The following is a 12,887-nucleotide window of genomic DNA, read 5'->3' as shown; positions in this document are numbered from 1 at the left end:
GGTCAGGTGTCCGGACTGGGGCGTCGGTTGTGGGCGCCGGTCGCGCTCTCCTACGTCACCTTCATCCTGGTCGGTCTCAGCTCCGGCGTGGGCGGGGTGCTGCTGCCGGCGCAGATCGACGACTACGGCCTCGACAAGGCCACGATCGGCACCCAGTTCTTCGCCTTCTCCGCCGGGTTCATGCTGTCCGGCTCGACCGCCGGCCCGCTGATCAACCGCCTCGGGATCCGGGCCTCGCTCATCCTCGGCGGCGGCACGTTCGCGCTGGCCGGCCTCTTCACGGCCGTGCGCCCGCCGTTCCTGGCCTTCCTGGTGGGCCAGATCGTGGCCGGGTACGGCACGGGCATCTTCGAATCGGTGCTGAACGCCTACCTCACCGACCTGCCCGGGGCGACGACGCTGCTCAACCGCCTGCACGCGTTCTTCGGCGTCGGCGCGCTTCTCGGGCCGCTGCTGGCCACCTGGATCTTGACCTTCCTGCCCTGGACGGCCGTGTGGCTGGTCCTGGCCCTGGTCTGCCTGCCGCTGCTGATCGGCTTCTACCTGACCCTGCCCGCCCGCGAGGCCCCGCCCCCGGGGGAACACACGGGAGAACACGCCGGGCCCGCCACTGGCGGGCTGCTGGCCACCGCCTCGCGGCAGCCCGCCGTCCTGCTGGGCGCGGTGTTCCTCGCCGTGTACGTCGGCCTGGAGATCAGCGTGGGGAACTGGGGGTTCAGCTTCCTGGTCGACGAGCACGGGCAGAGCGACCTGCTGGCCGGCTACACCGTCTCCGGTTACTGGCTCGGGCTCACCCTGGGCCGCTTCCTGATCAGCCCGATCGCCACCAGGCTCGGCCTGACCGCGACCGGGATGACCTTCATCTGCCTGGCCGGAGTCACGCTCAGCACGATGCTGGCCTGGCTCGCGCCGGGCGCCGCCGTGGCCACCGTGAGCTTCGTGCTGCTCGGCTTCTGGCTGGGGCCGATCTTCCCCACGACGATGGCCGTCGCGCCGCGGCTGACCGTGGCCCGGCTGGTGCCGACGGCGATCGGGCTGCTGAACGGCGTGTCGGTGGTCGGCGGCGCCGTGTTCCCGTGGCTCGCCGGTGCGATCGCGCAGGGCGTCGGGCTCTGGACCCTGCCGCCCTTCGCCGTGGTGCTGGCCCTGCTGCAGCTGGTCGTCTGGTGGCTGCTGGCCGGCCGCATGGCCCCGGCCCCGACACCGCCGGTCAGCGGTGTCCCCGCGCGAGATCAAGGGGCGATATAGGGTCGTCCGGGTGACGGTAAACGACACTGCGGGGGACGGAATGGACCGAGAGCTCACCCTGATGGCTGTGCACGCCCACCCGGACGACGAGGTGATGGGCACCGGCGGGGTCTTCGCGAAGTACGCCGCCGAGGGTGTCCGTACGGTCCTGGTGACGTGCACCAACGGGGAGCAGGGAGACGGTCCCGGAGGGGTGAAGCCGGGCGAGCCCGGCCACGACGACGCCGCGGTCGCCGAGCGGCGCCTGGCCGAGCTGCGCGAGTCGGTCGGCCACCTCGGCATCGGCCACCTGGAACTGCTCGGCTACCGCGACTCCGGCATGGTCGGCTGGGAGGGCAACGGCCACCCGGACGCGTTCGCCAACGTCCCGGTCGAGTCGGCCGCCGCCCGGCTCGCCGAGCTGATGGAGCGCTACCGGCCCCAGGTGATCGTCACCTACGACGAGAACGGCAACTACGGACACCCCGACCACATCCAGGCCCACCGCATCGCGGTCGCGGCGGCCGAGATGACCGGCATCCCCGACAAGCTCTACTACGTCGCCGTGCCGCGCGAGCGGATCCGGGAGATGTTCGAGTTTCTGCGCAGCAGCGGCATGGCCCCGGACGACTTCGAGCTTCCCGACGACTTCGGCACCCCCGAGGAGCTCGTCACCAGCGTCGTCGACGTGTCGCCGTACGTGGAGAACAAGTTGAAGGCCCTGCAGGCCCACGCGAGCCAGGGCGAGAACATCCCCATGCTGCAGATGCCGCCCGAGGCCCAGCACCGGGCCTTCTCGCACGAGTTCTTCACCAGGAAGACCTCCCGCGTGGACGCCCCGGACCACGAGGACGACCTCTTCGCCGGCCTCCGCGACTGAGCGCTCAGCTCGGGACGGCCTCGCGCATGAGCGCGACGTAGCCCTCCTCCAGCGACGGCTGCACCGGGACCGCCGCCGGATCCGGCTTGGCCGGGCTGACCACGCGGTAGTGCGTGCCGTCCGGCCCGCCGACCGCCGACACGACCACGCCTGTGGCCGGGGGCGGCCCCTGGGTGACGACCTCCCACGTCGCGCCCCGGGCGCGGCCGATGATGCCGGTCACCGGACCGGTGAAGATCACCCGGCCCGCCGCCATGACGGCGGCCTCCTGGCAGGTCTGTGCCACGTCCTCCACGATGTGGGTGCTCAGCAGCACGGTCCGGTGCCCCGCGATCTGGGCCAGAAGCGTGCGGAAGCGGATACGTTCCTCGGGGTCGAGCCCGGCCGTCGGCTCGTCCACCACGACCAGCGCGGGGTCGCCGAGCAGGGCCTGCGCGATGCCGACCCGCCGCCGCATGCCGCCGGAGAAGCCCTTGAGCCTGCGTCCGGCGACGTCGGCGAGCCCCACCATGTCGAGCAGCTCGCCGATCTGGCGGCGCCGGGCCGAGTCGTCGTCGAGGCCCTTGAGCAGCCCGATGTAGTCGAGGAACTCGCGGGTCGTGAGATCGGGATAGAGGCCGAGGTCCTGCGGCAGGTAGCCCAGCCGCCGCTGCACGGCCAGCCGTCCCGCCCGGGTGGTGAGGTCGTGGCCGCCCACCAGCACCCGCCCGCCGGTCGGGGACAGCACCCCGGCCAGGATGCGCATCAAAGTGGTCTTGCCGGCGCCGTTCGTGCCCAGCAGGCCGAACATCCCTCCGGGGACCTCGAGATCGACGCCGCGCAGCGCCTCGACGCGTCCGAACCGCCTGCGCAGCCCGCTGATCGTGATGTCCATGGTCTACTTCGGTCTCTCTTTCAGGACGAGGTACGGCGGGTCATCAGGGAGCCCGCGAACGCGAGGGGCAGGGACGCGAGCACGGTCAGCAGGACGACGCTGAGGAGCGCCGCGCCGCCGCCCGGCTCGGGACGCAGGAACGGGAGCCAGCCGGAGTCGCCCGCGTAGAGGGCCTTCCCGCCCATGAGCCAGCTCGCCGGATAGTCGCCGATCGGTGTCAGCAGCGTCCCCGTCAGCGAGGGCAGATAGTTCGGGCCGAGCATGTTCCCCCAGAACCAGTAGCCCGCGAACAGCACCCGGAACAGCGGCGCCGAGATCACCATCGGGCAGACGAGCGCGAACGCGGCCACGAACGCCAGGCCCGGCAGCAGCACCACGGCGAACGCCACGAAGGCCCAGCCGAACAGCGCGACATCACCCCGGTGAACGAACTCGCCGCCGGCGGTGACGAGGAGCACCAGCAGGCCGGGGACCGCGGTCGCGGCGACGGACCCCGCGTACTTTCCGGCCACCAGCGCGCCCGGGCGGGCCGGCAGGCTGGCGAGCAGCGGCGCGGCGCCGATCCTGTGGTCGCGGACCAGCCGGTCGGCCAGCACCATGCCGAACCCGATCGGCAGCAGCATGGAGAACAGCAGCGCCCACGACGCCATCACCTCGGCGGCGCTCGTGCCTGCCGGCAGGTAGCGCGGCCCCCGGTCGCCCTGGGCGACGGCGATCAGCATGGCCAGGCCGGCGGTGCTCACCCACAGGGACCGCTTGCGGATCTGCATCCGGAACTCGTACCGGCACACGGCGGACAGACGCGACCTCATACCTCTTCCTCCGTCAGGAGACGCTCCGGCCGGCGCAGCAGCAGGAGCGCGGCCGTGATGAACAGGACGCCGCAGGCCGCGAGCACCGCACGGTTCGTCCCCCAGCCGTCGGCGACGCCCGCGCGGCTGGTCATGAACAGGAAGAACGGGCGCGACCACGTCCCGGCGGCCAGCGCCGGGGCGAACAGTTGCTGGCACAGCCACACCACGGCGACCGTCGTGGTCGCGAGCACGACGCTGCGGCCCAGGACGGCCACGAGCAGGGCCAGGCCGGTGAGCCCCAGCAGCGGCGACGCCCAGACCAGGACCGACGCGAGGGGTGACTGCGGTCCGGTCCACGAGCCGGTGAGCCGCAGCACGGCCGAGAAGAGCACCGACAGCGCGGCGCCGATCCCCGCGACGACGCCGAGCCTGCGGCCGAGCGTGCCCGCATAGGCGGCCGGGAGCGCGAGCTGCAGCTCACGACAGCGGTCCACGCTGACCACCGTGACCGCCGCCATCGCCGCGGCCAGGGGGACGAGCGCCTCGACGCCCGAGAGGAGCACTCCGTGGACGGACGGCGGGGGCGCGCCGAAGCCGAGACTCGCCACCGCGAGGGCGAGGGTCACCAGCAGCGACGCCGGGGCAGCCAGGCATGCCGGCCATCCCGCACGCCGGGCCTCGTACCGCCACAAGGACATTGATTTCACGCGAGTGGGTACCGGCCGGGCCGGGCCGGTTCACCAGAATCTTGTTCTAAGAAAAATCCGGCCCGGACCACAAGGCAACCCGGACCACAAGCGGCCCGGACCACAAGCGGCGCGGACCACAAGCGGCGCGGATCAGAAGCCGATCCGGTGCGCCCGCCCATGGGGCAGGCGCGGCGACAGCAGCACCGCCACCGCGACGAGTACGGCCGCGCCGGTCAGGACGCCGGCGCCGGGGGTGCACAGCCGCTCGACCACGGCCGCCAGAGCCCGGTCGATCGCGCCCGTCATGGCGAGGAGCCGCAGCAGCCACAGCGCCATGGCCGCCCCCACGCCCACGGACGGCCGCCACAGCACCGACAGCGTGAAGCTCAGCGCGGACAGCGGCACCAGCGGGCCGAACCACGCCGCCGCGAGGCCGAGGAGCCCGGCGACCGGCTCCAGCGGCACGAGCGCCAGTGTGACGAGCAGGCTCAGTGCGCCGATCACGCCGAGCACCAGCGTGAGCCGGGCCAGCAGCACCACCCTGGGCGACGTGGGGGTCGCCGCGACCAGCTCGCCGACCGGTTCCCGATCCGTTCCGCACGCCCCCGCCGCCGCGAGCGCCGCGGCGAGCGGAATCACGGTGGCGAGCACCTGAGGTGCCAGCCCCGCCGACGAGACCCGGGCGGCGACCACGCCGCCGACCACGAGCGCGGCCACGGCCAGCGCCCAGACCGGCCACCTGACCAGGGTCCACTGGCGGGTCAGCAGGCCGAAGGCCCGCCGCCACGGCCGCCGCCCCACCTCACCGGCGTACCTGGGGACCGGGTGCGTACGGGCCCGCACCCGCGGCTCGGCCGCGCCGATGCGCTCCCGGATCGCGGCGAAGATCGACGGCGCGGGCGCGGCCACCGCGGCGGCGCGCCCGGCGACGGCCGAGCGGACCTTTCTCCACGACTCGGCCTCGGCGGCGCATTCGGCACACGCCCGCACATGGGCGTCCACGGCGGCCGGATCCGGGAGGACACCGGCGGCGTAGTCGGGCAGCAGCTCGGTGGGGTGGTTCATCGGCCGGCCTCCTCGATCTCAACAGGCAGGGCGCGGGCCAGCGCGGCCCGGGCGTTGAACAGGCGGCTTTTCACCGTCCCGGCCGGGACGCCCAGCACCTCGGCGATCTCCGCATGGGACATCTCGGCGGCGAACGCGAGGTCGAGGACCTCGCGGTGGAGCGGGGCCAGCGTCCGCAACGCGGCCGCGACCGCGGCCGTGTCCGCCCGTGCCAGCGTCACCGCCTGCGGCCCGGGCTCCGGCGACGGCAGGTCGAGCGCGTCGTCGAGAGGCCGCGACGCCGGCAGATGACCGCGCATCCGCTTGAGCGCCTGGCGGCGGCAGATGCCGAACAGCCAGGTGCGCACCAGCGACCGCTCTTCGAACGCGCCGGCGCCGCGCCACACGGCGATGAACGTCTCCTGGAGCGCCTCCTCGGCCGGTCCGCGCTCGCCGAGGAGTCCTTCCGCGTACGCCAGCAGCGCCCGTGCGTGCCGTGCGTACAACTGCTCGAAGGCGTGCTCGTCACCCCTCGTGACCTGCCGCAACAGCTCCAGATCCGTCGTGTCCATCGTGATGGGTACTGTTCCGGACGCCGGGGTTCACCGCAAAACAGCCGCTTTCCGAGTGATTCGCATCACACTGGCCTCGTCACAGTGGACCCGTCGACCCGCAGCGCGGTGCCGCGGGGCTTGCCGGTCGCCCGCACCTCGGCCTCGGCCAGCGCGTCCCGGTTGTCGGCCATCAGATCGGCCAGCTCGACGAGCAGCCGCTGACGCTCGGCCGGGGTGGTCCGGCGCCAGGCCCGGGCGGCCTCCGTGGCCGCCTCCACCGCGCACGCCACGTCCCGCTCACCCGAGCGGGCCGCCCTGCCGTACACCTGCTCGGTGGAGGGATCGATCAGGTCCATCCACGCGCCGGAGGCCGGCTCGCGGCTCTCCCCGGCGATCACATTGCGTACGGTGTCCACGACGGTCTCCCCTCCGGCACCCCGAGGTCGTCATCCCCCGAAACGGGCGTGCCGAACGACTGGAGACGCGGCTCCGCCTCGTCCGGGGTCTTCGACTGTCAGCGCCCGTCCCGCACCGGCACCGCGAGCGTGCGCGCGAGCCAGCCGGTGACGAGGTCTCTCACCTGCGCGTCGATTGGCTCGCGCGCCTCACGCTTGTACGCGCGAAGCGACGGCGGCCCCGGCTGCCTGCGCAGGATGTGGTCGAGATCGGGGATCAGGCGGGTCTCGATCGGTCCCGGCACCAGCTCCGCCATGCGGGCCAGGTCCCCGGGGTCCACCTGGAGGTCCTTGTCCCCCGTGACGGCCAGCACCGGCGCCTGGATCAGGGCGAGATCGGCTGTGGGGTCGTAGTCGAGGAACTCGCGGGTCCAGCGGGCGTTCACCCGGACTCCGCCGATGCGGGCGACGTCGGTCGTCGTACGGCGGATGCGCTCGTGGTTCTTCGTCACCTTGGTGACCAGGTCGGTGCGGGTGAGGCGCAGCAGGGCGCGGACGACCGCCGGCATGGTGGGCGCGAGGCGCGCGGCCTGCCACCGCAACAACTCCGACCCGATCTTCGCGGCGCCGGCCAGCAGCACGACGGCCGCCACCGTGTGGTCGTGGGCGGCGAGGTTCGCCGCGATCAACGCTCCCTCGCTGTGCCCGGCCGGCGCCACGCGGGCGGGATCGATCTCCGGACGCTCGCGCAGCGCGGCCAGCGCGGCTCCGGCGTCGTCCATGTTGTCGCGGAGCCCGGCCGCCAGGAAACTCCCGGTGCTGGCGCCCACGCCCCGCTTGTCGTAGCGGAGGGACGCGATCCCGGCGGCCGCGAACGCCTCCGCCAGCTGACGGGTCACCCCGAGGGGGAGGCGCCGATGGTCGGAGTCGCGGTCGATCGGTCCCGAGCCGGGGACCAGCAGCGCGGCGGAAAAGGGGCCGTCGCCGTCGGGCAGGGTCAGCGTGCCGGCGAGCCGCTCGCCGCCCGAGGCGAAGGTGAGGTCGATGTCGCGCATCGCGCCGATCCCTTTCAGACTCCGGTGAGGGTGGCGACCACGGCACGCGGGTCGTCCACGCCCAGCAGCAGGGAGGCGTAACCGTGCCCGTCGAGGTGGATGCGCACCGCCGACTGGCCGTCGCGCACGTCGACGAACTCCTTGCCTGCCCGGCTGTGCCAGGTCCCGAGCTTGCGCAGACCGGGCACGCCGAGCCCTGTGCGCACGCCCCGCGCCGCGCCGAGCGCGTCGTCCACGATCTCGGCGGACCTGACCGCCGAGCGCGGAACCCGCAGGTCGGCGCGCAGGGCGGCGGCCTTCTCCACCGCGGTGAGGTGGACTTCGACGGCGTCGGCGGTGATGGTCACGGTGCTCATGGCGAGCCTCCCAGGTCGTCTCCGTGGTGAGTCTGATTGTTATCGCTTGTGAGAATGATGTCAACTATGAGAACGTAGGACCATGACGACGGCCGAGTTGCTGCTGCACCCGATCCGGCTGCGCATCGTCCAGGCGCTCCTGGGCGAGCGGATGCTGACGACGGCCGACCTGCGCGCGGAGCTCCCCGACGTGCCGTCCGCGACCCTCTACCGGCAGATCGCGGCGCTGGTCGAGGGCGAGCTCCTGGAGGTCGCGGCGGAGCGCAAGGTGCGGGGCACCTTCGAACGGACCTACCGGCTGCGTACGGCCAACCCGCACGTCAGCGCCGACGAGGCGGCCGGGATGAGCACGGAGGAGCACCGTCAGGCGTTCATGACGTTCGTCGCGTCGCTGCTGGCCGACTTCGACCGCTACCTCACCCGGGACGACGTCGACCTCGGCCGCGACGGCGTGGGATACCGGAAGGCGGCCCTGTACCTCAGCGACGAGGAGTTCCAGGACTTCCTGCGGGAGCTGAGAGCGGTGATCACCTCGAGGCTCGCCAACCAGCCCGCGCCCGGCCGCACCCGGCGCATCCTGTCCACCATCCTCATGCCGGACTGAGACGGTCAGGCGCCGGCCTGGAGAAGACGGCGTCCGAGGGCTTCGACGGCCTCCCGCAGTTCGGGCGGCCCGACGATGCGGAAGGGCGCCCTGATCGCCGTGAGCTGCCGGGCGTACCACTCCGGTTCGTCCGTGCTGCCGACGAGGCGCGTACGGTGCGCGTCGATCGGCTCGGGACGGCCGAGACTGCGCGGGACCCACTCGGTCACGGCCTCGGCGGGCGCGTCGACGACGACCTCCACCTCGTGCCGCCACCCCGCCGACAGATGGTCTTCCAGCACCCGCGCCGGGTCGAGATCGGCCGGAGGGACGGCCGGAACGTCGAGAACCTCGGCACCGGCCACCTTGTCCACCCGCAGCACCCGGCGGGCGTTCTTCGTGTGCGACCAGCACAGCAGATACCACCGGCCGCGGCGTACGACGACGGCCCACGGATCGACTTCCATGTCGCGCTCGTCTCCGGGCCGGATGCGATATCCGAGCCGAAGCCGGCGATGTGCCGCACAGGCCTGGACGAGGACGGCGACGGTCTCGGGCCCGGGAGTCCTGGCGCCGGGCTCGGGGTGTCTCGCGCTCATGCTCCGCACCGCCTCGGCCTGCCCGGCGACCGCTTCTGGCAGTACGCGCAGGATCTTGCCGAGCGCGCCGCCCACGGGATCGGCCGGATCCGCCGAATCGTGCCGGCCGTCCAGCACGGCCATCACCAGCCCGAGCGCCTCGGCCTGCGTGAACATCAGGGGAGGCAGCCGGAGCCCCCGGCCGATGCGGTATCCCCCGTAGGGGCCGCGTTCGGACTCGACCGGGATGCCGGCCTCACGCAGGATGCCGACGTAGCGCCGGGCCGCCCGTTCGGAGACGCCGAGCCGGCCGGCCAGCCGTTCGGCCGTGATCCCCGGACTGTTCTGGACCAGTTCGAGGAGCAGGAGCGCCCGGGCGGTGGGGCTCTCGTCGCGTTTCATTCGGCAACCCGTCGGATTCCGGAAGGGGATCGTCCGGAATGCACCGTAGCCTGTCCGCCATGACCGAAAACATCCTTCGTGAGCCGCCGGTCGCGGGCGACGAGACCGACACCTTGCTGGGCTCGCTGGAACGCCAGCGCCGGATCTTCGCTTGGAAGTGCGGCGGGCTCGACGCGGCCGGCCTGCGGGCGACCGCCGCCGCGTCGTCAATGACCCTGGGCGGGCTGCTCAAGCACCTGGCTCTGGTGGAGGACGACATGTTCTCCCAGAAGCTGTTCGGGCGACCGCCGGCGCCGCCGTGGGACACGGTGGACTTCGACGCCGACCCCGACTGGGAGTGGCGCACGGCCGCAGAGGACACACCCGAGCAACTGACGACCTTGTGGCAGGACGCGGTGGCCCGGTCCCGGGCCGGCGTACGGCAGGCCCTGGCGGAGGGCGGTCTCGGACGGCTCGCGGCGTACACCAACTCACGCGGTGAGACGCCCAGCCTCCGCCGCCTGCTGATCGACATGATCGAGGAGTACGCCCGGCACATCGGGCACGCCGACCTCATCCGCGAGTCCGTCGACGGCCTGGTCGGAGAGGACCGGCCGGCGGAATGAGGCAGGACATCACCGAGCCGATCCCCGCCGACCGGCTCGTCATCGTCCCCGCCAACCGGGCGTCGTGGGACGACGTGCGGGCGATCCTCGGCACGATCGACTGCCATTGCCAGCGCTACAAGATCTTCACCTACCGGTGGAACTCGGTCTCCGCCACGGAACGCGCCGCGCGCCTGCGCGAGCAGACCGGCTGCGAGACCCCCGGAGCCCGGTCGACCACCGGTCTCGTGGCCTACCTTGACGGTGAGCCGATCGGGTGGTGCGCGGTCGAGCCCCGGACGGCCTATCCCCAGCTGACCCGCACCCGCGTCCCCTGGACCGGCCGGCAGGAGGACGAGACCGACGACAGCGTCTGGGCCGTGACCTGCTTCGTCACCCGCAAGGGCTTCCGCCGGCGTGGGGTGACGTACGCGCTCGCACGCGCCACGATCGACTTCGCGCGAGAGCGGGGAGCCCGGGCGCTGGAGGCCTATCCCATGATCACCCGGCCGGGCGTCGAGATCACCTGGGGGGAGCTCCACGTCGGCAGCCGTGACGTCTTCCTGGACGCGGGGTTCACCGAGGTGAGCAGGCCGACCCTCAGGCGAGCCGTCGTACGGATCGACTTCTGACCGGCCCGCGGCCCGCGGTGCGGTCAGTCGGAGATCGCGATGCGGAGGCGGCGGAAGCCCCGCCCCTTACTCTCGATCTTGGCGACCTTGATCCTGCCGATCTGCCTGGTCGAGGCGACGTGCGTGCCCCCGTCGGCCTGGGTGTCCAGGCCCACGATGTCGATGATCCGCACCTCGGGGATGTCCTCCGGCACCAGGTTCGTCGCGGTGCGGATGATGTCGGGGATCGCGAAGGCCTCCGCGCGGGGCAGCACGCGTACGTCGATCCGCCGGTCCGCGGCGATCTCGGCGTTGCACGCGTCCTCGACCGCCTCCTTGAAGCCGGGCGGCACCTCGGGGAGGTTGAAATCCATCCGCGCGCTCATCGGCTCCATGTTGCCGCCCGTGACCAGGGCACCGTAGTCGCGGAACACCACGCCGCACAGCACGTGCAGGCCCGAGTGGGTGCGCATGAGCGCCGAGCGCCGCTCGTCGGCGACCGCCGCCCGCACGACCGTACCGGCGGGCGGGATCGGATCGTCCGGCGCCGGGACGAGGTAGAGGTCGTCGCCCTTGCGTACGCCCTTGATGCGGGTCTCGACGCCCTGCCACAGCAGCACGCCCTGGTCCGGCGGCTGGCCTCCGCCGCCCGGGTAGAAGGCCGACCGGTCCAGGACGATCCCGTCCGGCGTGGCCTCCAGCACGACGGCCTCGAAGGACCGTAGATCCTGGTCGGCCAGCTCCAGCCGCCTCGTCCGCCCGTGGAGATCGAACGTCATTCCACGGAGTCTAGTCACGGCCCCCCGTGTCATCCTTCCGCGCGGGCCGGTGGACGGTGAGATCGCCGTACGGGCGCAGGAGCGTGGCCAGGTCGCCCGGTTTGTCACGCAGGGTGGCGTCGAGGAAGGCACCGGTGGCCGCCGTGGTGACGGACAGGCCCCCGGTGCGGCCCAGGGAACCGACAACGGACGGCACCGGCGGCAGGTAGAGCGGCGCGTCGGCGAAGGTGAGGTGCGCCGCGCCGGGGACCGTGATGCGGTAGCTCTCCGACGTGCTCAGCGAGAGGATCCGGGTGAGACGAGGGATGTACGACGGGTTGCCGGCCGGGTCGACGGGATGGGTGAGCGCGAGCACCGGCTGGTGGTAGGGCCGGGGCGCGGGGTCGTACGGATAGCCGTCCAGGTCGATCACCGCCGCGAACCGGCGGTCCTGGCGGGCGGCCCGCAGGGCGGCGCCTCCGCCGATGGAGTGGCCGGTCGCCGCCGCCCGCGCGGTGTCGAGCCGCCCGGTCAGCGAGCCGGTCAGCGGGCCGCGGATCTCGCCCCTGTCGAGGCGGCCGAGCTGGGTGAGGACGAAGCTGAGATCGGCGGCCCTGACCGCCGTCCAGCCGGTCGCGAGCCGTCTGTCCTTCTCGTCGTCGCCGGTGGACACGACGCGCGTGCGGATCGTCCGTCCGTCGTCGAGCACGACGGCGGCGGAGTCGTACAAATGGTCGAGGGCCGCGACGACGTAGCCGCGGCCGGCCAGTTCCTCCGCCCACGCGGTGTTCTGGGTGCGCACGCCGCCCAGCCCGGGAGAAAACAGCACGACGGGGAACCGCCCGGCCGCCGCCGGCGCGTCGTACACGGCGCCGGTGCGGGCACGGACCGCGTCGTCCAGCAGGAAGGCGGGCACGCCGATGTAGCCGGTCAGGCCGTCGGCGACCGTACGCGCCTCCTGCTCGGTGCGGCCGAGATACCGGGCACGGGGACCGGCCGTGCCCGCGGGTGCGGGGTACCACACCTGCACCACGACCGTGCGGTGGTCGCCGGGCTCTTCGGTGGCGGGCTCGGGGCGAGAGGCGTCGGTCCACTGCATGACCGCAGTGCCCACCGCGTACGGACCGGACGGCCCGGGGAACACGGGCACGGGCACCGCCCAGGCGGCGGCCGCGCTCGCACAGACCAGGCCGAGGCCGGCCACGACTCCCGGCAGGGCGAGCCACCGTCTCACCCGCCGGGCCGGGCGTCCGGCGAGCACCGGCACGGCGAACGCGAGCGCGACCAGGACGCCGGCGAGCGCGGGCGCCATCTGCCAGCGCAACCCGCGCACGCTCAGCACGATCCCGGACAGGGCGACGACCACCGCCGCGGCGAGCGCGACCGGTCGCCGGGCCCGGAGCGGGCACCACCGCGACGACAGCAGGCCGACGACGCCCAGCAGAAGCAGGATCTCCAGGGGAGACATGCCGATCGCCGTGATGATCTCGGTCATGCGACCAT

At 72.9% G+C, this 12,887-nt stretch carries 16 protein-coding genes; 5 read left to right on the top strand and 11 right to left on the bottom strand.

The window, feature by feature from the left end:
* The first annotated feature begins 6 nt into the window (after window positions 1-6).
* Together ACQPZZ_RS01695 and ACQPZZ_RS01690 are read left to right on the top strand one after the other, a co-directional pair.
* Window positions 7-1,248: an MFS transporter gene (locus ACQPZZ_RS01695; protein ID WP_432928274.1), complete on the top strand. Its 1,242-nt coding sequence runs from the start codon at window positions 7-9 to the stop codon at window positions 1,246-1,248.
* 10 nt (window positions 1,249-1,258) lie between these two features.
* Complete coding sequence (locus ACQPZZ_RS01690) at window positions 1,259-2,107, top strand: PIG-L family deacetylase (RefSeq protein WP_432928272.1); 849 nt, start codon at window positions 1,259-1,261, stop codon at window positions 2,105-2,107.
* Between the two features lie 4 nt (window positions 2,108-2,111).
* On the opposite strand, the gene ACQPZZ_RS01685 is transcribed toward ACQPZZ_RS01690, so the two are convergent.
* From ACQPZZ_RS01685 to ACQPZZ_RS01650, 8 genes are all read right to left on the bottom strand, one after another.
* Window positions 2,112-2,981: an ABC transporter ATP-binding protein gene (locus ACQPZZ_RS01685; protein ID WP_363635388.1), complete on the bottom strand. Its 870-nt coding sequence runs from the start codon at window positions 2,979-2,981 to the stop codon at window positions 2,112-2,114.
* A 20-nt stretch (window positions 2,982-3,001) separates the two neighbouring features.
* Window positions 3,002-3,793 (bottom strand): ABC transporter permease, encoded by a 792-nt coding sequence (locus tag ACQPZZ_RS01680; protein WP_432928270.1) that lies wholly within the window; start codon window positions 3,791-3,793, stop codon window positions 3,002-3,004.
* Window positions 3,790-4,473 carry a hypothetical protein gene (locus ACQPZZ_RS01675; protein WP_432928268.1) on the bottom strand — a complete coding sequence of 228 codons (684 nt, stop codon included), beginning with the start codon at window positions 4,471-4,473 and terminating at the stop codon, window positions 3,790-3,792. The genes ACQPZZ_RS01680 and ACQPZZ_RS01675 overlap by 4 nt, the downstream gene beginning before the upstream one ends.
* A 141-nt stretch (window positions 4,474-4,614) precedes the next feature.
* Window positions 4,615-5,529, bottom strand: a complete 915-nt coding sequence (locus tag ACQPZZ_RS01670; RefSeq protein ID WP_432928266.1) for a hypothetical protein — start codon at window positions 5,527-5,529, stop codon at window positions 4,615-4,617.
* The gene (locus tag ACQPZZ_RS01665; RefSeq protein ID WP_432928264.1) at window positions 5,526-6,080 is read right to left on the bottom strand and encodes an RNA polymerase sigma factor; all 555 of its coding nucleotides are present in this window, start codon (window positions 6,078-6,080) and stop codon (window positions 5,526-5,528) included. The genes ACQPZZ_RS01670 and ACQPZZ_RS01665 overlap by 4 nt, the downstream gene beginning before the upstream one ends.
* Before the next feature lie 65 nt (window positions 6,081-6,145).
* A complete protein-coding gene (locus ACQPZZ_RS01660; protein ID WP_432928262.1) occupies window positions 6,146-6,478 on the bottom strand; it encodes an aldehyde dehydrogenase family protein in 333 nt (110 codons plus the stop codon).
* Window positions 6,479-6,576: 98 nt separating this feature from the next.
* The gene (locus ACQPZZ_RS01655; RefSeq protein WP_432928260.1) at window positions 6,577-7,512 is read right to left on the bottom strand and encodes an alpha/beta hydrolase family protein; all 936 of its coding nucleotides are present in this window, start codon (window positions 7,510-7,512) and stop codon (window positions 6,577-6,579) included.
* Between the two features lie 14 nt (window positions 7,513-7,526).
* Window positions 7,527-7,868: a hypothetical protein gene (locus ACQPZZ_RS01650; RefSeq protein ID WP_432928259.1), complete on the bottom strand. Its 342-nt coding sequence runs from the start codon at window positions 7,866-7,868 to the stop codon at window positions 7,527-7,529.
* Between the two features lie 82 nt (window positions 7,869-7,950).
* Here ACQPZZ_RS01650 and ACQPZZ_RS01645 point away from each other — a divergent pair, with 82 nt between their 5' ends.
* Complete coding sequence (locus ACQPZZ_RS01645) at window positions 7,951-8,472, top strand: helix-turn-helix domain-containing protein (protein WP_432928257.1); 522 nt, start codon at window positions 7,951-7,953, stop codon at window positions 8,470-8,472.
* 5 nt (window positions 8,473-8,477) lie between these two features.
* Here the strand turns inward: ACQPZZ_RS01645 and ACQPZZ_RS01640 are convergent, their stop codons facing one another.
* Window positions 8,478-9,431 carry a helix-turn-helix transcriptional regulator gene (locus tag ACQPZZ_RS01640; protein WP_432928255.1) on the bottom strand — a complete coding sequence of 318 codons (954 nt, stop codon included), beginning with the start codon at window positions 9,429-9,431 and terminating at the stop codon, window positions 8,478-8,480.
* A 59-nt stretch (window positions 9,432-9,490) separates the two neighbouring features.
* Between ACQPZZ_RS01640 and ACQPZZ_RS01635 the strand changes: the two genes are divergently transcribed.
* Both ACQPZZ_RS01635 and ACQPZZ_RS01630 read left to right on the top strand, forming a co-directional pair.
* Window positions 9,491-10,036 carry a DinB family protein gene (locus ACQPZZ_RS01635; protein WP_432928253.1) on the top strand — a complete coding sequence of 182 codons (546 nt, stop codon included), beginning with the start codon at window positions 9,491-9,493 and terminating at the stop codon, window positions 10,034-10,036.
* Window positions 10,033-10,647 carry an N-acetyltransferase family protein gene (locus ACQPZZ_RS01630; RefSeq protein WP_432928251.1) on the top strand — a complete coding sequence of 205 codons (615 nt, stop codon included), beginning with the start codon at window positions 10,033-10,035 and terminating at the stop codon, window positions 10,645-10,647. The genes ACQPZZ_RS01635 and ACQPZZ_RS01630 overlap by 4 nt, the downstream gene beginning before the upstream one ends.
* 23 nt (window positions 10,648-10,670) lie before the next feature.
* Here ACQPZZ_RS01630 and ACQPZZ_RS01625 read toward each other — a convergent pair whose 3' ends face one another.
* On the bottom strand, window positions 10,671-11,405 hold the full coding sequence (locus tag ACQPZZ_RS01625; RefSeq protein ID WP_432928249.1) for an alanyl-tRNA editing protein: 735 nt from the start codon (window positions 11,403-11,405) through the stop codon (window positions 10,671-10,673).
* A 10-nt stretch (window positions 11,406-11,415) separates the two neighbouring features.
* The gene (locus tag ACQPZZ_RS01620) at window positions 11,416-12,879 is read right to left on the bottom strand and encodes an alpha/beta hydrolase family protein (RefSeq protein ID WP_432928247.1); all 1,464 of its coding nucleotides are present in this window, start codon (window positions 12,877-12,879) and stop codon (window positions 11,416-11,418) included.
* Window positions 12,880-12,887: the final 8 nt, after the last annotated feature.

It is taken from the genome of Microbispora sp. CA-135349, from assembly GCF_050947365.1.
In the GTDB taxonomy this organism is placed as follows: Bacteria; Actinomycetota; Actinomycetes; order Streptosporangiales; family Streptosporangiaceae; genus Microbispora.
Note: the sequence above shows the minus strand (reverse complement) of the source record. Positions and strands in the feature narration are given on the sequence as shown.

What these genes read in the sequence shown, in the direction of transcription:
- ACQPZZ_RS01685 (WP_363635388.1), bottom strand. Translation starts at nt 2,981, where the DNA reads ATGGACATCACGATCAGCGGGCTGCGCAGGCGGTTCGGACGCGTCGAG.
- ACQPZZ_RS01680 (WP_432928270.1), bottom strand. Translation starts at nt 3,793, where the DNA reads ATGAGGTCGCGTCTGTCCGCCGTGTGCCGGTACGAGTTCCGGATGCAG.
- ACQPZZ_RS01675 (WP_432928268.1), bottom strand. Translation starts at nt 4,473, where the DNA reads ATGTCCTTGTGGCGGTACGAGGCCCGGCGTGCGGGATGGCCGGCATGC.
- ACQPZZ_RS01670 (WP_432928266.1), bottom strand. Translation starts at nt 5,529, where the DNA reads ATGAACCACCCCACCGAGCTGCTGCCCGACTACGCCGCCGGTGTCCTC.
- ACQPZZ_RS01665 (WP_432928264.1), bottom strand. Translation starts at nt 6,080, where the DNA reads ATGGACACGACGGATCTGGAGCTGTTGCGGCAGGTCACGAGGGGTGAC.
- ACQPZZ_RS01655 (WP_432928260.1), bottom strand. Translation starts at nt 7,512, where the DNA reads ATGCGCGACATCGACCTCACCTTCGCCTCGGGCGGCGAGCGGCTCGCC.
- ACQPZZ_RS01650 (WP_432928259.1), bottom strand. Translation starts at nt 7,868, where the DNA reads ATGAGCACCGTGACCATCACCGCCGACGCCGTCGAAGTCCACCTCACC.
- ACQPZZ_RS01645 (WP_432928257.1), top strand. Translation starts at nt 7,951, where the DNA reads ATGACGACGGCCGAGTTGCTGCTGCACCCGATCCGGCTGCGCATCGTC.
- ACQPZZ_RS01640 (WP_432928255.1), bottom strand. Translation starts at nt 9,431, where the DNA reads ATGAAACGCGACGAGAGCCCCACCGCCCGGGCGCTCCTGCTCCTCGAA.
- ACQPZZ_RS01635 (WP_432928253.1), top strand. Translation starts at nt 9,491, where the DNA reads ATGACCGAAAACATCCTTCGTGAGCCGCCGGTCGCGGGCGACGAGACC.
- ACQPZZ_RS01630 (WP_432928251.1), top strand. Translation starts at nt 10,033, where the DNA reads ATGAGGCAGGACATCACCGAGCCGATCCCCGCCGACCGGCTCGTCATC.
- ACQPZZ_RS01625 (WP_432928249.1), bottom strand. Translation starts at nt 11,405, where the DNA reads ATGACGTTCGATCTCCACGGGCGGACGAGGCGGCTGGAGCTGGCCGAC.
- ACQPZZ_RS01620 (WP_432928247.1), bottom strand. Translation starts at nt 12,879, where the DNA reads ATGACCGAGATCATCACGGCGATCGGCATGTCTCCCCTGGAGATCCTG.